Annotated in this window: 19 protein-coding genes; 8 read left to right on the forward strand and 11 right to left on the reverse strand. The window is 43.5% G+C overall.

Annotated features, from left to right (window positions below; translation table 11 throughout):
* Positions 1-31: 31 nt before the first annotated feature.
* Positions 32-553 carry a fasciclin domain-containing protein gene (locus tag ACFSJY_RS07560; protein WP_386034981.1) on the forward strand — a complete coding sequence of 174 codons (522 nt, stop codon included), beginning with the start codon at positions 32-34 and terminating at the stop codon, positions 551-553.
* A gap of 100 nt (positions 554-653) precedes the next feature.
* Here ACFSJY_RS07560 and ACFSJY_RS07565 read toward each other — a convergent pair whose 3' ends face one another.
* From ACFSJY_RS07565 to ACFSJY_RS07585, 5 genes are all read right to left on the reverse strand, one after another.
* Positions 654-908, reverse strand: a complete 255-nt coding sequence (locus tag ACFSJY_RS07565) for a TIGR03643 family protein (RefSeq protein WP_386032887.1) — start codon at positions 906-908, stop codon at positions 654-656.
* A 46-nt stretch (positions 909-954) separates the two neighbouring features.
* On the reverse strand, positions 955-2,265 hold the full coding sequence (locus tag ACFSJY_RS07570; RefSeq protein ID WP_386032889.1) for an ABC1 kinase family protein: 1,311 nt from the start codon (positions 2,263-2,265) through the stop codon (positions 955-957).
* A gap of 155 nt (positions 2,266-2,420) precedes the next feature.
* Positions 2,421-3,134, reverse strand: a complete 714-nt coding sequence (locus tag ACFSJY_RS07575; protein ID WP_386032891.1) for a pirin family protein — start codon at positions 3,132-3,134, stop codon at positions 2,421-2,423.
* Positions 3,135-3,236: 102 nt separating this feature from the next.
* Positions 3,237-4,199 (reverse strand): glutathione S-transferase family protein, encoded by a 963-nt coding sequence (locus tag ACFSJY_RS07580; RefSeq protein WP_386032893.1) that lies wholly within the window; start codon positions 4,197-4,199, stop codon positions 3,237-3,239.
* Between the two features lie 102 nt (positions 4,200-4,301).
* The gene (locus ACFSJY_RS07585) at positions 4,302-4,748 is read right to left on the reverse strand and encodes a DoxX family protein (protein ID WP_386032895.1); all 447 of its coding nucleotides are present in this window, start codon (positions 4,746-4,748) and stop codon (positions 4,302-4,304) included.
* 143 nt (positions 4,749-4,891) lie between these two features.
* Here ACFSJY_RS07585 and ACFSJY_RS07590 point away from each other — a divergent pair, with 143 nt between their 5' ends.
* From ACFSJY_RS07590 to ACFSJY_RS07610, 5 genes are all read left to right on the forward strand, one after another.
* Positions 4,892-5,788, forward strand: a complete 897-nt coding sequence (locus ACFSJY_RS07590; protein WP_386032897.1) for a LysR substrate-binding domain-containing protein — start codon at positions 4,892-4,894, stop codon at positions 5,786-5,788.
* A gap of 151 nt (positions 5,789-5,939) precedes the next feature.
* Positions 5,940-6,236 carry a hypothetical protein gene (locus ACFSJY_RS07595; RefSeq protein WP_386032899.1) on the forward strand — a complete coding sequence of 99 codons (297 nt, stop codon included), beginning with the start codon at positions 5,940-5,942 and terminating at the stop codon, positions 6,234-6,236.
* A gap of 3 nt (positions 6,237-6,239) precedes the next feature.
* Positions 6,240-7,919: a PepSY-associated TM helix domain-containing protein gene (locus ACFSJY_RS07600; RefSeq protein WP_386032901.1), complete on the forward strand. Its 1,680-nt coding sequence runs from the start codon at positions 6,240-6,242 to the stop codon at positions 7,917-7,919.
* Positions 7,916-8,155, forward strand: a complete 240-nt coding sequence (locus ACFSJY_RS07605; RefSeq protein WP_386032903.1) for a hypothetical protein — start codon at positions 7,916-7,918, stop codon at positions 8,153-8,155. The genes ACFSJY_RS07600 and ACFSJY_RS07605 overlap by 4 nt, the downstream gene beginning before the upstream one ends.
* 219 nt (positions 8,156-8,374) lie before the next feature.
* Complete coding sequence (locus ACFSJY_RS07610) at positions 8,375-10,567, forward strand: M3 family metallopeptidase (RefSeq protein ID WP_386032905.1); 2,193 nt, start codon at positions 8,375-8,377, stop codon at positions 10,565-10,567.
* Positions 10,568-10,632: 65 nt separating this feature from the next.
* On the opposite strand, the gene ACFSJY_RS07615 is transcribed toward ACFSJY_RS07610, so the two are convergent.
* A complete protein-coding gene (locus ACFSJY_RS07615) occupies positions 10,633-11,310 on the reverse strand; it encodes a hypothetical protein (RefSeq protein WP_386032907.1) in 678 nt (225 codons plus the stop codon).
* A gap of 249 nt (positions 11,311-11,559) precedes the next feature.
* Between ACFSJY_RS07615 and ACFSJY_RS07620 the strand changes: the two genes are divergently transcribed.
* Positions 11,560-12,672 carry a GGDEF domain-containing protein gene (locus ACFSJY_RS07620; RefSeq protein WP_386032909.1) on the forward strand — a complete coding sequence of 371 codons (1,113 nt, stop codon included), beginning with the start codon at positions 11,560-11,562 and terminating at the stop codon, positions 12,670-12,672.
* A gap of 60 nt (positions 12,673-12,732) precedes the next feature.
* On the opposite strand, the gene ACFSJY_RS07625 is transcribed toward ACFSJY_RS07620, so the two are convergent.
* On the reverse strand, positions 12,733-13,920 hold the full coding sequence (locus ACFSJY_RS07625) for an MFS transporter (RefSeq protein WP_386032911.1): 1,188 nt from the start codon (positions 13,918-13,920) through the stop codon (positions 12,733-12,735).
* A gap of 111 nt (positions 13,921-14,031) precedes the next feature.
* Between ACFSJY_RS07625 and ACFSJY_RS07630 the strand changes: the two genes are divergently transcribed.
* Complete coding sequence (locus ACFSJY_RS07630) at positions 14,032-14,916, forward strand: LysR substrate-binding domain-containing protein (protein WP_386032913.1); 885 nt, start codon at positions 14,032-14,034, stop codon at positions 14,914-14,916.
* Positions 14,917-14,952: 36 nt separating this feature from the next.
* On the opposite strand, the gene ACFSJY_RS07635 is transcribed toward ACFSJY_RS07630, so the two are convergent.
* From ACFSJY_RS07635 to ACFSJY_RS07650, 4 genes are all read right to left on the reverse strand, one after another.
* Complete coding sequence (locus ACFSJY_RS07635; RefSeq protein WP_386032915.1) at positions 14,953-16,323, reverse strand: DUF1501 domain-containing protein; 1,371 nt, start codon at positions 16,321-16,323, stop codon at positions 14,953-14,955.
* A gap of 9 nt (positions 16,324-16,332) precedes the next feature.
* Entirely contained in the window at positions 16,333-18,282 is a 1,950-nt protein-coding gene (locus ACFSJY_RS07640) for a DUF1800 domain-containing protein (RefSeq protein ID WP_386032917.1), read from the reverse strand.
* A 201-nt stretch (positions 18,283-18,483) separates the two neighbouring features.
* Positions 18,484-19,860 (reverse strand): sensor histidine kinase, encoded by a 1,377-nt coding sequence (locus ACFSJY_RS07645; protein ID WP_386032919.1) that lies wholly within the window; start codon positions 19,858-19,860, stop codon positions 18,484-18,486.
* Complete coding sequence (locus ACFSJY_RS07650) at positions 19,853-20,530, reverse strand: response regulator transcription factor (protein ID WP_386032921.1); 678 nt, start codon at positions 20,528-20,530, stop codon at positions 19,853-19,855. The genes ACFSJY_RS07645 and ACFSJY_RS07650 overlap by 8 nt, the downstream gene beginning before the upstream one ends.
* Between the last annotated feature and the right edge of the window lie 133 nt (positions 20,531-20,663).

Here is a 20,663-nt window from a genome sequence, read left to right on the forward strand (position 1 = left end):
AAATGATTAACAACAGGAAAACATGATGAGAGTGTTCAAAAAGTTACTTACCACTGTATTAGCGCCGCTATTTTTAATTGGTTCATTCGCTGCTAGTGCAGGTGGTGGATATGGCTACAAGAAAGACATAGTTGATGTGGCCGCATCAAATGACAGTTTTACAACCTTGGTTGCTGCAGTGAAAGCTGCCGGCCTTGTCGACACCTTAAAAGGTGATGGTCCGTTTACGGTGTTTGCACCAACTAACGAAGCGTTTGCCAAGTTACCAGCAGGCACTGTTGAAAGCCTATTAAAGCCAGAAAACAAAGACAAACTGGTCGCTATTCTGACCTACCACGTAGTGCCAGGTAAGGTATACGCAAAGCAGGTAGTCAACATCGATTCAGCAACGTCTGTACAAGGCGCGAATATTGATATTACAGCGATGAACGGCAAAGTGAAGGTCGACAACGCAAACGTAATTAAAACCGATATCAAAGCATCTAACGGTGTGATTCACGTTATCGATAGCGTTATCTTGCCAACAGACAAAGCGACAACTGCTAAGCGCTAAACGAATTTCAAACTTTTAGTTCCAACCATTCGCCCACTTCCTACAGTGGGCTTTTTTTGTACATTATTTTGTATTCATAATGGGGAGGAGTATGGAACAACTACTTATTCTTTATTTTATACTGTGTTGGGCAGTGTGAGCGCGTAACGTCGGTGCTTCTCAGTTGCTGGTGCTTAGTCGCTCTGCCTGAAACGCGTGCTCGCCAATTTTTAAACGTTTTTGATTTTAGCTGTTGGCGCATGAGACGAATAACTTGTGATTCGTTTAGCCCATATAAGTTTTCAATAGCTTCAAACGGCGTTCTGTCTTCCCACGCCATTTCTATAATGCGAGATTGGTCTTCACTTGAAAGCATGTATTTTCCTGATTTTTCGTGTGTAGCTAGGCAAAGCGGAGCTGAATTAATCGTAGAAGTTAAAGGGTTTAAATAATTGCTGAGCGTTTATTCGCGCCTTTAATTTGGCTGCTAATAGGTATAGCCCAGCTAATTTACGGTGAATAAAAATCGCGTCCACTGGTGGCGTGTGCCATTGATCTTGACGTCGATTAATACTCAGGCCTTTAGCTTTTATACGTTGTGCCAGACCACTGTTTGCGAAGTCATACGCACCCTCATGACGAAGTGGTTCACATGCTAACGTGAATATTTCGAGGATTTGGCTCAAATAGTCAGGGCAAATATCATCTGCAAAGAAGCCTATTTGCTTTGCGGCAGCATGCATATCGCTTTCGTTGCCAGTGACCCCAGCAGAGATAAGTGCACGATAGCCTTCGCTAATGCTTTGCGGTATTTCTCTTGTTGCGCCAAAGTCGAGTAATACTATGTTGTCGCTACTTTCTTGGTACAGATAGTTGGCAAAATTTGGGTCGGTTTGCATCAGTTTGAAAGTAAACAACTCATCAAAGAATAACTTGATAAGTAAACTTGCAACATTATCCCTTATTGCTTGAGAGCAGTGACCGATAGTGTCGATAGCAACGCCGTCAACATAACCCATGACTAAAATCGATGGTGTGCTAAATGATGGCTCTACAGTCGGCACGATAAAATTATCATCACTAAGTTTCGCCCGATAGCTCTCGATAAATGCGGCTTCTTGCTGGTAGTCTGCTTCGGTCAGCAATTGCTTTTTGGCTTCTTCCAGCAAATCGTCAATTCGAATATGTGGTGGCAATAGACCAGACAGTTTTAGTAGTGTCGCTACGTTATCAACGTCACTATTTATGGCTTTAGCCACACCAGGGTATTGCACTTTTACCGCTAATTTCTCGCCGTTATCTTTATAAGCAACATGAACTTGTCCGATGGAGGCTGATGCAAATGGCTTGAGTTCAAAGTGACTAAAGTTATCAAGCCAGTCGTTTCCCCATTCGGTGTTGAGTACGCTTAATAATTGTTTATGTGGCATAGGCTCAGCGTTAGAACGTAATTTATCGAGCAGTTGGCTAAGCTCTGGTGGCAGTAAGTCACCTGCATCCATCGACAATAATTGTCCCACTTTCATTGCCGCACCACGCAATTGCGCAAGCTTGTCGGCGAGGTTTTCTATGTTCTTGGGTTGGAGTACCAGATTTTTGAGGGTAGGTGATTCACCTTTTGACCATTGCTTGGCGCCATCGATTACGGCATTGCCTGCTACCTTGGCAACAAAGCCGCCAAAGGTTGTTAATCGTGAAAAGCGAGAAGTGGGTATCTTTTTTTCGTGCTCCAAAGCGTTATTCCTGAATTAACCTTGCAATAAGCTTTATTACGAATAGTCATGTCACTTTGATCTAAGCTTTTATCCAAGCTTTTAATTAGGTAACAGCCTAAGCATAGCCTTTTTTAGCATGGCTACGCTTAGTTTGTTGCAATCGAATTTTGGAGTTAATGCAGGGGCGCATCTATCACGATAACTTCTGCATCCGACTCTGCAACTAGGGTTACTTCTCGTTGTTTAGTTATTTCGGCACCATCTCCTTCTGAGAGAGTAACTGATTTGCCATTGTCCAATATTGTCACTTTCCCTTTCGAGGCAAGTACATAGGCTTGATGTGCGATCGGTACAACCACTTCTTGTTGCGGGGCGAGTGAACCACCATAAATACGAGCATGCTGATGAATAAATAGCGCATGATTATTATCTTCAGGGTAGCCTGATACCAATAGCGGCAGCCCTTTGTCGTTCACTTCACTAGGGAATAACTTGCTGTCCCAGCGTGGCGGCACATCTATTTTGTTTGGCTCTATCCATATTTGATAAAAGGTGAGTGGCTCTTTCGTGCGGTTATATTCCGAGTGCATGATGCCAGTACCCGCACTCATCACTTGCACTTCACCCGCAGGTGTAATGCCTTTATTACCTTCACTGTCTTGATGGGTAATGGCACCTGATCGAATAAAGCTAATGATTTCCATGTTGCGATGTGGGTGCGGCGGAAAGCCAGTTCCGGGGGCTACCCAATCATCATTGATGACGCGCAAGGTGCCAAAGCCCATTCGAGCGGGATTATAGTAGTGAGCGAAACTAAAATGGTGACTTGAACGAAGCCAGCCATGATTGGCTTTGCCTAGATTTTGATGAGGAAAATGCTTAATCATCGTATTGTCCTTATTCCTAACGCTATTTTTCAGTGAATAATTAGAGAGGCGAACCGTTAAGTCTGCCTCCATACCCGTGGCATTAAAATTGGGGCATTTAACTTATGACAGCAAACTGCGATCATGCGGCAAGCTGAAATCTTGCTCTGGCCCTTTAGGTACGATTAATGTTGGGTTAATAGTGCGATGGCTCGCGTAGTAGTGAATTTTTGTATATGGCAAGTCAACCGTGTCGGCAATACCGTCTATTTGAAATAGTTCGCGTACATAATTGCTAATATGATGAAACTCACTAAGTTTGTTGCGATTACATTTAAAATGCCCGTGGTATACAGCATCAAACCTCAACAATGTGGTAAATAAGCGCCAATCTGCTTCGGTTATTTCAGCACCCATCAGGTAGCGATTTTCACTCAGATGCTGCTCTAACCAGTCAAGGCTTTCAAAAAGCTCATCGTATGCTTGGTCATAAGCTGTTTGGGTAGTGGCAAAGCCCGCACGATAAACGCCGTTATTGATGGTGTGATATATACGCTCATTCATTTCATCAATACCGCTTCGTAATGCCTCTGGGTAATAATCATCAATATTGCCAGTAAGCTCGTTAAACGCGGTATTGAATATACGAATGATTTCACTTGATTCATTGTTAACAATGGTTTGGGTTTTCTTGTCCCACAAGACAGGCACGGTAACGCGACCTTGATAATCTGGCGCAGCTTTTAAATACAATTGGTACATGTATTTGTGTTGATACAATGAATCAACATATTCACTGCCTTGCTCACCAAACTCCCAACCGTTTTCTAGCATTTCTGGCTGAACAACGCTGACCGATATGATGTCTTCTAGCTGCTTAAGTTGCCTGAAAATCAGTGTACGATGTGCCCACGGACAAGCTAGTGATACATAGAGGTGGTAACGCCCAGCTTCAACAGGGTATTGGCTGCCCGGTTCGTCAGAAATAGTGTGGCGAAAGCGGCTTTCTTGGCGTTGAAATTCGCCTTTACTTGTTTTTGTGTCATACCAGTTATCAACCCATTTGCCATCTACGATTAAGCCCATGATTACTCTCCAATTGGTGAAAGTGGTTACCTATAATTTAGGTTGTATGTGATTAACTGAGGCACGGTTCAAACGTGTGCCTCATCTTTTTCGGGACAGTTGTTACGCAAGTTTCTTTGCAATAATGTTGTCAATGGCTAAGCGACCACCACCTTGGAAAAGTAAGGCAACACTCATCGCGAATAACGCTAGGCCAAATTCATAGCCGTTGTTTGACATAAATAAGCCGTTTTCAAAATGCACGCTAAAGATTGCGACTATCATGGTGAATGCAAGTACCAATGCTGCTGGTCGTGTGAGTAATCCCGCGATAAGCAATAAACCGCCGAAGAATTCTGCACTTCCTGCCATCAGTGCCATTAAGTAACCAGGTCCTAAGCCAATAGACTCCATCCATTGACCTGTTCCGTCTAATCCATAGCCACCAAACCAGGCGAATAGCTTTTGAGCACCATGAGCGGCAAATATAATACCGGCGATTAGGCGCAGTGGTAGGGTTGACAATGCGTTGTCTGAAGTAAAAACTTTCTCAATAATTGAAGTGTTCATAATCTACTCTCTTTGTATCTGCTGTTAATAAATAAAGGTTTTCTCTAAAAGATGTAGCCATTGTAGTTTCTTGGTTTTCGTGGAATAACCGTTTTATTTTGTTTAATATGTTCAAAATATTTGAACAATTAATTTGGTTGCCTATGTATAGTTCACCTATCACGTTAGAGGCATTGTTAGTGCTTGACGCCATAGACAGTAGAGGAAGTTTTGCTGGTGCTGCTGAACAGTTGAATAAAGTGCCGTCGGCACTTTCCTATATCGTCCAAAAGCTCGAAGAACAGCTTTCCGTCACCTTATTTGTTAGGCAAGGGCGTCGTTCGGTATTAACGCCAGCAGGTCGCCATTTGTTGGAAGAAGGAAGAAAAATACTGGGCGCTGTCAGTAAGTTAGCTGAACAAACGCAAACCATTTCACATGGCTGGGAGCCTAAAATTCGAATTGCAGTTGACTCTATTTTCGATCTAAGTGTCTTGTATCCCCCTTTAAAACAATTCTTGTATCAACACCCTAATATCGAAATTGACTTGTCAGAAGAGGTGATGAATGGCGGTTGGGAAGCATTAATTGAAGATAAAGTTGACTTACTTATTGGTGGGCCTTCACCGGTACCGAACCAACAAGGTATACGTGCCGAGAAAATAGGTGAGTTAGACCATACCTTGGTGGTAGCTAAAGGTCATGAGCTTACCCGTTTTGACCAGCCGATAAAACGACAAGATATTCAGCATTATCGAACAGTCATTGTGCACGATAGCGCAAAGCAAGCAGTTCCTTGGTCGGCCAACATCATTGAACAGTCGCAGCACTTTTACGTCACGTCAGTTGAGCAAAAAATCCAAGCCATAATCGCCGATATCGGCGTTGGCTTTTTGCCCAGAGCAAGAGTTGCAGAGCATTTGGCATCTGGAGCGCTAGAAGAAATAGATGTTGAAGGCAAAAAGTCACCTGTTGACATATTTATGGCTTGGAAGCTGGTTAACAAAGGAAAGGCGCTTCAAGCATTACGTGAAGAATTCATGAGAAGCCTCGTGCATTAGTGCTACCAACGTTGCTTACATCAAGAAAAGAAGAAAAGACATATATCAACATATTTGACAGGTATTAAAAATAAAAACAATTCTCATTTGTAACTAAGTTGTTTTGCCATTATGATTGCTGCTTTGATAATTACCATAGAGCAATCAAAGGATGAGTGAGTCTCACGAAAATACGCGTGTCAGTGTATTTACGTCATTGAAAACGCGAAACTTTGCTGGTGTGCTAATGGCGTTTCTAACCTGTGTGGTACTAATCCCGGGTATGACAACTTACTTGCCATTTAGTCTTGCCGACCAAATCGCCGTTCCTATTTTATTATTTCCGTTTATTTGGACAGGGCTTTGTCTGTATAGCTATCTAGCTGAAAAGGCTTGGCAACCATGGGCGCTAATGGTCGTACTAGTACTCTCGCATGCGGCGCTTTCTTACTTAGCGTTAACGGGGTAACGCATGAAAAGTAAAACGATAAAAAAACTCTACACATTGCACAGTTGGGTAGGGGTTATCACGGGTATTCTCCTGTTTGTTATTGCCTTTACTGGCGCAGTTTCAGTATTTGGGCGACCTGAAATAAAAGTATGGGCGACGCCAGAAGTGCGTGATCTACCCAAAGTCGATGTCGCAAAAGTACAAAGCTTAGTCGAAAAATATGTGGTGACGGTGCCTGAACACTACAAAGAAGAGGTGCTTATATTTTTGCCAGGTACTCGCAGCTATAAAAATTTAGCGATTATATTTGAATCCCACTCTGGCCAACCTGAAAAAGCGGAAAAGCCAGTACCTGAAGGTGAGGCTGAACCAGAGCACCACAGCCCGCCTGTAGGCAAGCTTTATGAATTTGATCCCTACACCTATGAGTTGGTGAAAGAGCAAGAGGGGTTAATGGAAGAAATATTCGAAAGCCGATATTGGGATATGTCTGACTTTATTGTCGGATTCCATGCTGACTTGCACATGGGGCGTCCTATTGGTTTGCTTACCACGGGGGTACTTGGCTTGACAATGATGTTGTCGATTGTGACGGGGATCTTTATCCATCGGAAAATATTGGGGCAGCTTTTCACCTTCAGGCCGCGCAAGAATCTGTCCTTAATGTTAAATGATGGACACAAAGTAATTGGTGTTTGGGGACTGCTATTTAATTCGGTCATCGCCTTTACTGGGGCTTTTTTAGGACTAGCGCTTGTTGTGTTAGTACCTGCCGCCGCCTTTGTTAGTTTTGGCGGAGACCAAGAAAAACTGATAGAAACCTTCACTGCAATGCCTGACCCTGTTATCCAGCATGTCGAGCAGTCAACGCAAGTTGCCAAAATCATTGAAGGTGCGTATGAGATTCACGCAGATACTGTTGTTAACTCTGTTGTGATTAAAGGCATTGGCGATGCTAGTGCTATGGCGTATGCCAGCATTAGCGGTGGTGATTCAGTTGCTGGGCAAACTGCAGTGTTTAATGGCGCAACTGGCGAGTTTGAGGAGCGTTACAGTAACTTTGAGCGCATTGGTGGTTTTACCGGTGTGATTCTAGATGTCATGTTCCCGCTCCATTTTGGTAATTTTGGTGGTGTGCTTGTGAAAGCCATATGGGCGGTACTTGGCTTGGGTACAGCGCTATTGCCGTTAACCGGTTTAATGCTTTGGATGGAGCGGGGTGTTAATGCTGCGAATCCGAAATATTCAATGAAAACCTATCAACGATTTAATCGCCTAATCGTCGGCGGCTGTGGCGGTATTGTTGTGGCGACCTTGTTCTTATTTCCCACTCAAATGTACCTGAAGTTTTTCACTGATTTTGCCAATGTCGGCCCGAAACTTTGGTGGCCATTTTTTGGGAGTTGGATAGCAGTAGTGCTTTGGGCAATGTTCTCTCCGTGTGAAAAGAAAACCGCTAAACACATTACTTATTTGTGTGCGATTTTGTTGATGTCTATTATGCCAATGGACGCTATCTTAACGGGAAGCCATGTATTCAACGTGTTGTCTACAGGACACTATATCAATGTCGGTATTGATGTAGTGACGTTTATTATGGGTGTATACATGTGGCTGGCTGTCAATAAATTTACGCAACTTAAAGCGCAGTCTGCAACCGCAAACGAACCAGTTTCAGCGCCGTTGGAGGAAGCTTTATGATCACGTTAATAGCCACTGTCGTTATTATCTTCGGTATTTTGTTACTGGACGAAAACGGACATTATTCATCAAATACGACCTACAAACTAATTGGCTTTGGGCTTATGATAGCGAGTACCGTCGCGCTATGTGTCGAATGGGGGACGATGCGCGGTATTTTCGTGTCACTTGGCCTCATTAGTGTAATGGGTACTTTCATTCCATTGTTGGACATTCGGCTGAAAAAGCAATCGTAAATGCGAAAAAGCGAACCTAGCGTTCGCTTTTTTAATGCCTTGTTTGCAAGCGTTTCAACGAATCGTTGTTAAATGGAAAGCTCAATATACAAACAGGTTGTGTTAATTAGTCGTAATTTACCTGTTAATTAACGTAAACGTCTTGAATATTTTTCCTTAATGTTAGAGGGTAACACTTCTCGTATTTCTTACCGTGATTTGTCTTTAGAGGAGAAACAAATGTCAAACGGTCGATTTAAACTGCTCGCCTCAGCAGCTGCGGTTTCAGCTGCATTACTAATGAGCGGCTGTTCCAAAGAACCAGAACAAGCAAAAGCGGAACAAGGCCAAGCAGTTGAACAAACGCAAGCAACTGAACAGGTTAACACTGAGGCTGCAAAATCGCAGAACCCTTTCTTTACTGAGTGGAACACACCATTTGGTGCGCCTCCATTTGGTGAAATCAAAATTGAACACTTCAAGCCTGCTTTTGAAAAAGGTATGGAAGAGCACAAGTTAGAAATCAACGCTATTATTAGCGATGAGCGTGACCCTGACTTTGAAAACACTATTGCTGCGATGGAGCTAGCAGGTAGCACGTTGTCACGTGTTGCTCGTGTTTTCTTTAACTTAACAGGCACTGAGTCAAACGAAGAAATGCAAGCGCTTCAGCGCGAATTCTCGCCAGCGCTTACGCGTCACAGCAATGAAATTAACATGAATATGGACTTGTTCAAGCGTGTTAAAACTGTGTACGACAATCGTGAATCTGCAAACTTGAATAAAGAGCAGCTGCGTTTACTAGACGTGATTTATGAAGGCTTTGTGCGCACTGGTGCAAACCTTAATGATGAGCAGCGTGCTGAACTTGCAAAAATCAATGAACGTATTTCGGCGTTGACAACCGAGTTTGGCCAAAACGCTTACAAAGATTCAATTGCTTTCACTCTTGTGTTGGAAGAAGGTGACTTAGACGGTTTATCTCAATCACAAATTGACGCAGCTGCAGCAGCGGCTAAATCACGTGATATGGAAGGTAAATATGTTATTACCTTAAACCGAGCCAGCGTTGAGCCATTCTTACAGTTCTCAAATCGTCGCGACTTACGTGAAAAAGCGTTTAACGGTTGGGCACTTCGTGGTGACAACGACAATGAGTTTGATAACAAAGCAAACATTGCCGAAATCGTAGAACTACGTGCAAAACGAGCGCAGTTGTTGGGTTACAAGCATCACTCTGAGTATGTGTTAACTGAAGCAATGGCAAGCTCGCCTGAAAAAGCGATGGACTTGCTAATGAAAGTTTGGACGCCAGCAGTTGCTAAAGCTGAGCAAGAGCGCGATTGGTTAAAAGAGCAAATGGCACTTGAAGGTTTTGATCACGAGTTAAAGCCATGGGATTGGCGCTACTTTGCTGAAAAAGTACGTAAAGCTAAGTTCGACCTAGATCAGGGTGAAATTGCGGAGTACTTCGAATTAAACAACATGATTGAAGCGAAGTTTTACGTAGCTGAGCAATTATTCGGTCTTAAGTTTGTTGAGCGTGACGATGTACCTGTGTACAACGACGTTGTTCGTGTATGGGAAGTGCAAGACGCGCAAGGCAATGCAATCGGTTTATTCTATGGTGACTACTACGCTCGTTCGACTAAGCGCTCTGGTGCTTGGATGAGTTCATTCCGTACTCAGCAAAAACTTGCGGGCAACGTGAAGCCATTAATCATCAACAACATGAACTTAAACCAGCCTGCTGAAGGTGAGCCAACATTAATGAGCTTCTCTGATGCGGTAACTTTATTCCATGAATTTGGTCACGGTCTACACGGTTTACTGTCTAACGTAACGTACCCAACACTTGCTGGTACGAACACGCCTCGCGATTGGGTTGAGTTCCCAGCGCAATTATACGAACACTTCATTGAACAGCCTGAAATGCTGAAAAAGTTTGCTCGTCACTACAAAACAAACGAGCCAATGCCTGCTGACTTACTTAAGCGTATTAAAGATGCAGGTAACTTCAACCAAGGTTTCGCGACGGTTGAGTACACAGCATCAGCATTAGTTGATATGGCATACCACAGCAGAACAGATTTCACTGATTTAGATGTGCGTGCGTTTGAAGACAAAATCTTAACAGATTACGGCAAGCCAGAAGAGATCATCATGCGTCACCGCAGTACGCATTTCGGTCACATCTTCGCTGGTGGCTACTCTTCAGCGTACTACGCGTACATGTGGTCTGAAATTTTAGATGCTGACGGCTTTGATGCGTTCTTAGAAGCGGGTAACATCTTCGACAAAGAAACGTCTAAACGTTTATACGACTTCATCTACAGTCGTGGTAACACTTTAGATTACTTCGAAGCTTATGAAGGCTTCCGTGGTCGTAAACCTACGACAGACGCGTTACTTCGTAACCGTGGTTTAAACTAGTTTTAGACTTACACAGGTAAACACTACCTAAAGCAAAAAACGGCTTGATTATTCAAGCCGTTTTTTTATTTTCTAGTTTGAAATACTTGAACCCAAGCCTCTGTTTTACTCATAGAATCTATGTTTGTTTCTATCGTGCCTTTCAAATGAATATAGCTCTCATCCATCAATAGATACAAAGGAATTGTTGCCAGTGTCGTACACTGCAAATTTTTATCATTCTTCCGAGTAAATCCGGGTGAATTCTCAACCTCAGGAAAGATGAAATAGTCTATGCGTTTCCTTTCCAACATTTCGAAGCCTTGATCAACATTGGTAAGTTCTTGAAGGCTAGCTCGACGTATAGTCTGCTCCATAAAAGACTTTAATTGTAAAGAGGTAAAGTATCCTATTCTAATATCTCTTTTATCGATGCTTTCTAGTGATTTAGTAATGGAGTTGTTAGCTTTGTATGAGTAAAGGTTTAAATGAACGATGAGCAGGTGCGGGCGAATGAGAAAAAAATTTTGCCCTGAAACTTGTTTTATTAGTAACTCTGGCCCAGCGAAATATGCATCACACAGGCCTGAAAACAGTTCGAGTTCTGCCCTCTTAGGTGGAGAGAAATTAAAGTCTACATCGACTTTAATGCCGGCGAACAGCCGTCTTAATTGTTGATTTACTTTTTCGTCCCAGCTCGACGATCCGTATGTACCGATGCATAGATCGATTTTTTTCGGTCCATGTTTTTGTTCGAAAGCCATTGTTGAAACGATACAGACCATACTCAGTATGCAATAAAGAATCAGTCGATATACCACTACTCCTCCCTAACATGTTGCCATATCTAGTTGTTTCTAATTAGCTTAATGTCGAACTATAGAACACTAGTGCAATTTTAAGCGTAACCAATAGCAATGGTTTGAGCAAAAAATAAAACCAAAATGTTAATTAATAAGCGTGTTTCAAACTGATTGTCTATACTTTTCAGAAAATTCAAATAAGGAACTCAGTTGCTTGCACAAGACGCGACTGCACTAGCCACCGCCATACTTGTTCTTGTCTGTCTGCTTGCTTCAGCATTAGTGCGAGGAGAGTTACGTGGAGAGCCCGAACGCCCGTACTTAATGGCCTTTTTCTTGTTTGCTCTTACTTTTTTTCTTGCTCATTACAACCCAAGTAAATTCGATGGATATTACTTTCAGCTATTTAGAAATGTTGTGGGCGCGTCATTCGCTTTTACGCTACCCGCAGCATTGTGCAAGAGAGAGCGAGCTGTAATTCATTTCCGGCTGTTAGTCATTCTGTTTGTTATTGACTTATCTCTTATTTTGTTTGGTAGTAATCCAACGTATTCGAACTATGTATTTGCGGGCTTGGCAATAGGTGTTGGCTTATTGGTAATGATAAGAAAGCAGAATTTAAACATCGCTGAAACTGGTCTAATAATAGTTCTAACTGCGATGTTTTTATTGCTTGTCGTTGAATTGTTTGTGCTGCCAATAGATATAGATAAAGACAAGCACTACAGATTTGGTTTTATCTGGGTGTTAATTTCTTTACCCGCCTACATTTGTGCTGTCACTGTATGTTTGTTGTTAAGCTATAAAATAGAAGTAAACGATAAGTTAAAAGAGCTTGCCAGCCTTGATGCGTTAACCGGCATTGCTAATCGTCGCTCTGGATTTAGCCAAATCGAAAAACATGTCAGCATGTTACGTCGAAATCACAACAGCGCTGCCGTTATCATGGCAGATATTGACCATTTCAAGCAGGTTAATGATACGTATGGCCATTTGTTTGGTGACAAAGTGATAGCAACCTTTGCTGACATCATTAAACAAGAGCTGCGTGATTATGATGTGTGTTGCCGATACGGTGGAGAAGAGTTTCTTCTATTTTTGCCGAACGTACAAATTGATACGGCAATGGGAGTAGCTGAGCGAATTCGTAGTAAATTGATGGTTACGGCAATCAAGTTTGGCGACAAAGAAACCAGCGTCACTGCCAGCTTTGGTGTTGCATTGTGGCAACTACAACAAGTCATGGAAATTAACATTGAACGTGCCGATAAAGCGCTCTACCAAGCGAAAGAGGGCGGACGCAATTGCGTCCGCGTCGACTAAATGAGGGTATACAGGTTCTTAACGCTTATAAAACCAGTAAATTTAACGTCTCTGTATACGCTAATTGGCAGTGCAAAGTGTTGATTTTGATTGACGCTTGTCTAAACTGCCGGATAGTCGAGTAAGGGCAAGCGCAAATAGAACCACTATGGCACCAATCCAGGCAGTATCAGTTAGTTGCATGGAATCGACAACCTTACCACCGACTATTGAACCTAAGGCGATACCGATATTGAATGCGGCAATGTTAAAGCCTGACGCAACATCAACGGCCTTTGGTGTATATTTTTCAGCTAGTTGAACCACGTAAACTTGTAGCCCAGGTACATTGCCGAAAGCAAAAGCGCCCCAAATTAGTACGGTAATCACAGCCGCTATTGGGTGGGTTGCCGTGAATGAGAATACCGCTAGGATTACTGCAAGAAGCGCGAATATCGTGGTTAGCGCAGACACAGGGCCTTTTTTGTCCGCCAATTTACCGCCCCAAATATTACCAATGGCAACGGATACTCCATACACCAGAAGTACTAGGCCAATAGCGCCTGATGAAAAACCTGATACTTGCTCCAAAATAGGCGCCAAATAAGTAAAGGCGACAAATGAACCTGCATACCCAAGCGCTGTCATCGCGAATACCAATAAAAGTCTCGGATGTGTCAGTACTTGCAGTTGTTCTTTAAAGGTTGCGCTCTTTCCTTGTTTTAAATTGCTCGGTATGAGGAATGCGCTGCCAATAAGAGCGATAAAGCCTAATATAGATACCACTAAGAAGGTTGCCCGCCAACCAAATTCTTGGCCAATCCATGTTCCTAATGGAACGCCTGTCACCAAAGCAACGGTTAACCCCGTGAACATAATAGCAATGGCACTTGCTTCCTTATCTTTAGTCACCAAGCTCGTTGCAATTGTACTTCCGATTGAGAAGAAAACACCGTGGGCGAGACCTGTCAATATTCTAGCCAATACTAGGCTTTCATAGCTGGGGGATTGCCAGGCTAATAAATTACCTGCGATGAACAACGCCATGAGCGACAACAATACAGCTTTTCGTGGCCACCTGGCTGTTAAAGCGGTTAGCAGTGGCGCACCGATAGCAACTCCCAATGCATACAAGCTAACTAGCAAACCAGCAGAGGGAAGCGACACACCTAAATTAGCCGCAATAGTGGGCACTAAACCAACAATAACAAACTCAGTGGTTCCTATAGCAAATGCACTTAGGGTTAACGCAAAAAGTGCTAAAGGCATAATTTTTTCCTCGTTATTTATTTAAGAAGGGTATTGTCGAAAATCTATTTATTTACATAAACTACAAATAATGAGAAAAATATTTGTTAAATGTGCAAAAGTGAGTCCGCTATGAATGGCACAAACATTGTTGATTTAGAGATATTTATCGCGGTATCTGAAACGGGTGGTTTTTCTAATGCGGCAAATGCCCTCGACATTCAAATTGCTAAAGTGTCTCGATCTGTTCACCGTCTAGAGCAGCACTTACAGGTGACTTTGTTTAATAGAACAACTAGGCGTGTGGAGTTAACCCACGAAGGTAAGCTATTTCTTGGCTATGCTAAGCAAACATTGGCAACGTTAAATCAAGGTCAGGAAGAGATTAAGGCATTAAGGCAAAAACCTTCAGGCAAGTTACGTGTTGATGCAGTAAGCCCATTTCTGATCCATCAAGTCATTCCGTTGATCGGCGCTTTCTCTGCAGAATTTCCAGACATTCAACTAGAGCTAATTTCTAACGAAAGCATCATTGACCTATTAGAGCAGAGAACTGATGTGGCAATTCGTATTGGCCAGTTAACTGACTCAAACCTACACGCAACCATGCTAGGTAGAAGTCCTTTGCGTATGGTTGCTACGCCAAAGTACCTTGAAGAGAACGGCATGCCTCAATCGATAGCGGAACTTGCTACACACAAAATTATTGGCTTTGCAGGTACGCCTTCCTTGAATAAGTGGCCACTGTGCCAATCGGTTACCTTGCGGCCCAGCATTTACGCAAGTAGCGGAGAGTCGGTAAGGCAATTGGTGTTGAACCACCAGGGAATTGCATTGTTGTCTAACTTTATGAGTTATCAAGATCTGGAAAACAACAGATTGATAGAAGTGTTACCCGGTGAAGTTGCAAGTCCTAACCCGCGCGAGCTTGTGCAGGCGGTTTACTATAAACAAACCACGTTATCGCCAAGAATTCGGGCCTTTATCGACTTCTTAAAGGCCCATCTTTCGTTGTAGTATCGGCTGTTTGTAAATGTTGGCTGTTTATAGCAACTAACTCGTAAACAACTCAGGTCGTTCGTTGAAATTGGCGAGGTTCGGGAATACCGAGTTCAGTTCAGACTCACTAAGCCCTAACCACCCACCAAAGTTAGCAGCGTATTGCTCAACTGATGCCGTGGGGATAAGTCTGCCGCTGCCAGAATCAAGTTCATGGTTCAGCGTACTAGGCGGGATATCACCGAATATCTGTCCGCCATTGACTGCACCACCGACAACAAAATGATGAGCGCCCCAACCATGGTCAGTGCCATCGCCGTTTACTGCTAAGGTGCGACCAAAATCAGACGCGGTGAATAGTGTGACATTTTGACTTAGGTTCATGCTGTCCATTGCCGTTTGAAATGCTGACACGGCTCTATCTAGTGCCATTTGAAGCACAGGAAGACTTTGTGCTTGACCTGAATGGGTATCAAATCCGCCCATCGCAACCATGAACATTTGGCGCTTGCCTTGCAACTGGCTACGGGCACTGATAGTTTTGGCAACTGCTTCTAATTGTCGACCAATAGGTGAAGCAGGGAAGGTTGCCGTGCTATCTGACGCTGACGAAAGCGCTTGGTCAAACAAACTATTCGCTGCGTACGACTGGTTTATTTTGTTCGCCATATCTTGCTGTAAGATATTGCCAACTCCTGAGTTTTGCATACTGAAATGGTTTGTGAGTCGACTCGACAATTCAGCATCGGTTTCTTCAATTGCATCGATAGTAACGGCGCTGCTGCCTTCGATGCGATAAGGCGAGGTTTGTTGACCTGTTAACAGTAATTCGCCGTCCGTGGTGGTGATGGCTGAAAATGTATTTACATCGGTTTGACCATTCTGTATCAGTGCATCGTTAAGCTGACCTGCCCACCCAACCTGCGCACCTTCTGTTGTGCCAGACATCCATGTTGATTGTTGATCATTGTGAGAAAACAATCTTGCAGGTACACGTGCAGTTTGATTATTAAAGGTAGTGGCGTTTGTAGGCTCAACTAAAGGCCCTACGTTGCCCATTATCGCCATCTTTCCTTGGCTATAAAGCTCACTCAGGCCTGTCATCTCTGGTGGTAAGGCGAATTGTCTTTCGCCAAAGCGAGCGGGCGTTGACAGTGGTAGCAGATTATTACGTGCGCGACTTGTGCTGTATTGCGAAAGCATCGATGCACGAATTTGCGCCCATTGGTTGTAGCTCGTTTCATCAAATGGAATAACGGTATCGTGATTGTCCATGCCGCCGTATAAAAACACACAAACAAGGGCTTTATAGTCTTCATCAGTTGCGGCGCGCGCATTTTTACTGGCAATTAGGCCGCCTAGGTTCAGCATAGATGCTGACATAGCTGTCGCTGAGCTTGCTTTTAAAAAGTTACGTCTATTCATAATGTGCCCCTATTGTTGAACCAAGTAATCCGTTGACGTCATCACCATTAAAACGGCGACAGAAATGAAGTCGAATTCGTCGTAATACTCGGCCTCTTCCATTTCCGACAACGTGGTAAGAATGGCATTGCTTGTTTCTGTGGAAAGCTGACCATAGGTTAATAACTCGTTGAGATGGTTAACGAGTGCTGCGTGGTCATTGAGCAACCCTACTTCGGTGTCGTAAGTCACTAAAAAGCTGTTTTGCGCTTGGCTGACATCAATCTCCATTCCTAGCTCTTCCTGGAACTCTTCTCGTAGCTCATCAATATCAATGTCTTGTTGCTGACCCGTCGCAAAGTAGGTCATAAAGTTGATATAGCCTGGGATGGAGCTCGCATTGGTGATTTGTAGCTCTGGCGCAACAAGCCCTTGTTCAGCAGATATCGTACCCGGAGCTTTGTAACCTGGACGGAAAAAGTTAAATACAGACGGAGAGCGATATGGATGCTGGCCCAGTGAACTCGCACCTGATGTATCCCATAGGATAAATTGGAACATAGGTGTGATGTTTTGCACGTCAAACGCACGAGCCCAGTGTGTAAAACGCAAAATTGGCTCTCGTATCTTGCCGCCTGTATTACTGGCGATTGAGCGAGCTTCGGGGTGAAACAAAATAGCGGCCAACGTTGCTTGTAGGTCACCGCGTCGACCGTCGCCAACACTGGTGCCATCGGGCAATACATAATTGCCTGTATCAAATGTTGCCGCTACGTCGCTAACATAGGCTGAAGAGGGATTCGAGGCAACAAGGCGTTGAATTAACTGTTTGCCAACAAAGGGCCCAACATTAGGGTGCGAGAATATATGGTCAAGCGCCTGTGTTATTGAAGCCTGCGCGCCAGTTCCTGCGGCAATGGTTGTTCCTAAAAACGTTTTTTCTTTCTGTGAGTGAGAGCGTGGGTACGTTTGCATGGGGTAGGTGAATGCTATTTCGACTGACTCTTCAACCGCTTCGGCGTTAAGGTTTAAGCCAGTGAATACGCGAGCAAGCCCTGTAATATCGGTATTAGAGTAGGTTTCGATACTTTTTCCGTCGTCGTCGAGTTTCTCAGTGCCGTCGGCGTTTAATTCAGCGACGCCAATAGTGAAGAGTTGCAGTAATTCGCGGGCATAGTTTTCGTCTGGCATTCTACCGGTAGCTTCATCACCTTTTTCACTGCCTAAATAGGTTAGGTAGTAGCCCATAGCCGGAGCGTAAGTTACGTGTTCTAGTAGATCTCGATAATTGCCAAAAGCGTTGTTTATTAGAATGTCTTGATAATGTGCAACGGCATGGGGAATGTCAGTCAGTACTTCGCCACCACCATTAGACACTACAAGTAATTCAGACAGTGCAAAGGCCATGCGTTGACGCAATTGATCTTGGCCGGTAATGCTGTTCTGCCAGAACGCGAAGCTAGTCGCCTCAATATAAAGTAAATTGAATTCATCCTCTGGGTCGTCTGGGGCGTTCGCTAATACAACAGGTAAAGTGAGAGACGGCGTAATATCGATTTGTTGTCTAAACCAATCTGAAGCACTTGTCCCTGTGAGTTGGGCAATATCTGTTGGTGTCGGGCCAAAGGTAGCCTGCGTAAGGAAACGCGCTGTTGTTAAGTTGTCTGAAAACGTATTGTCTTGCGCAGACGGTGTTTGGTCATCACCACCTCCACCTTGATCGTCGCCTTCTCCAGGGTCTTGTCCTGAATCACCATCTTGGCCATTTTCATCGTTGGATTCTTCGTCTGAATCATCGTCAGATGTGCCGAGTGTTGCAACAACATCATTGTCGTTTGCATCGGCATCTCCACCGGACGAGCCACCGCCACAGGCAGTTAATGTTAAGCATAAGCAAAGTATCAGAATATGATACCAGCGTTGGTTAAGGTCAAACGCATTAAATGCGGTAACGTTGAATCGCGTAAGGTTTCGTTCCACTGTACTGCTCCACAACAAATTGGTTACATTTTCATTGTAGAGCGATATGACGTGCCTGTGTTTTACATATTCACTGCTCAAACCATACAAAAATGTATGGTTTGCATTACTAACAAGGGTTAGGGATTCATTTGATAGAGCTTATGTTTCGGCCAACCGCCTATATAGCCTGAATACTGCGCTAAGTGTTGTCTGAGTGCGTTATGCTGTTGGAATTACGATATTGAATACCGCGCCACTTTGGTTGGGGATCAATTGAATATCGGCGTCGTGTAGGTCACAAATTGCTTTTACAATACTCAACCCAAGGCCATTACCCGGCTTGTTTCGGCTGATATCTCCTCGATAAAAACGGCTAAATACTTTGATATGATCTGATGCTGGAATTCCGGGACCACTATCGCCAATTTGCAGTAAAACACCCGATGTATGACTTTGTAGCCTTACCCAAACGGTTGCATTAGACTCACTGTATTCAAGCGCATTTTCCAACAAGTTACTGAGCATTTGATTAAGTAAATCAGCATCACCTTTAGCACTAACGTTAGAGACAACTGAGACATCTAACGTTCGACCCGTATCATCGAATACAGGGGAGTAGTTCTCTGCCATATCAGTAATTAAAGCTGAGAGATTGAGAGAGACGAACTGCTGCTTACGTCGTCCAGACTCTATTTCACTCAAACGGACAATATTGCTAAACGTTGAAATAACAACATCAAGCTGCTCCACTGCGCGGTCGATATGCTGCTGCGTCATGTCTTTATTATCAATATCTTGTTGCATCAGTTGCAAACGATTAGCGACCCGAGATAACGGTGTTTTTAAATCATGAGCAATGCCAACTGACATGGTTTCAATGTCTTGATGCAGCGCTGACATTTTACCTATCAATTCATTAATCGCTAAACGAAGTGGAGACAAGGAGTCGCCTTTGTTTGATATATCAAGTGTCTTTAGTGACTTATCTGACTTTAATGTGCTGACTTCATCAGACAGCTGTTTTACTTCTGTTAGGAATCGACGGCTAGCAAAGTAGCTGATCAGTAAGATTGAGGGAGGTAAGAAAATGAGCAAACCTATGCTAAGTGAATAAAGCCACTCCAAAAGCTCATAATGCTCATGCGCTTGACCTCGTGTTAGACTAACGCCAAGATCGTTACCAAGCATAAAATGGTGACTGTAGACAACAATCTCTTCGTCTTCCAAAGGGTAGGTGAACATTTGCCATTCGGTATTTAATGTCAGTGGTAGTTGACTACCCGCAATCAGTTCGCCACTTGAATTTCGTAATGAAAATAGTAGCTCGTCTTCGTGAAAATGCGATTCTGTTTCTTCTCTTGGCCAAATATCTAATTCATCGATATGAAATTCTTCTACTAGACCTCGAACCCCGTCCTCTTCGTAGATGCCTACAACTTCTTCTTTAAATTCAATGATCTCAGCTTTGACGTCAGCTTCAATTTCGCTAAATCGCCACGCACTGTAACCGCTAATGAGAGCGACAATCGCTAGCGTAACAAGCGTACCTGTGACGACAACAGATTTAAAAATAGGGGTTTTAATAACGTTATTCATGCTCGGAAATAATATAGCCACTGCCGCGAACGGTTTTTATAAGGTCAAAAGAAAAAGGTTTGTCTAGCTTAGTACGAAGTCGACTCACATGGGTTTGTACTAAGCTCGTTTTGGGATCAAAACTAAAGCCCCAAACCTTTTCAAGTAACATGGTTTTGGTGACCAGTTGATTAGGGTTTTGAACCAGATACTCCAATATTTGATACTCCCGTGGCAGTAAATCCAATAACTGACCAGCTCGTGTTACCTGCCGAGTAGTGCGGTTTATTACTAAGTCCCCAAGTGTGAGCTCGTTAACTGTTTCTTGCATTGGCTGGCGTCGCGCTAATGCCCTCAGTCGCGCATAAAGTTCACTAAATGCAAATGGCTTAACCATATAGTCATCGGCGCCTGCATCTAATCCAGCAACGCGGTCTGCGGTTTCAGTCAAAGCGGTGAGAACTATAGTCGGCGTATTCACTTGGCTTTGCCTAAGAATTCTAATGGCATCAATACCGTCCATTCCTGGCATTAAACGATCGAATATCAGTACATCGAAATCCATTGTTGAGGCCGCGAGCATGCCTTTGCGGGCATCTTTTTCATGATGCACACTTTCACCCTCTTGCATCAGGCCACGCGTAATAAAGTCAGCAATCTCTTGGTCGTCTTCAACCAGTAGTACGTTCATGATCAGCCTTGTTCACCTTATCTCATTTAATACTAACGTATTTAACCTGATGACATTAATACAATTTTGTATGAAAACCTTCAGCATTAATCACCTTATGAGGGGAGCAGGCAGAAGAATTCAGGAATATATG

Origin of the sequence: Thalassotalea euphylliae, from assembly GCF_042682785.1 — a bacterium.
Lineage (GTDB): Bacteria > Pseudomonadota > Gammaproteobacteria > Enterobacterales > Alteromonadaceae > Thalassotalea_F > Thalassotalea_F euphylliae.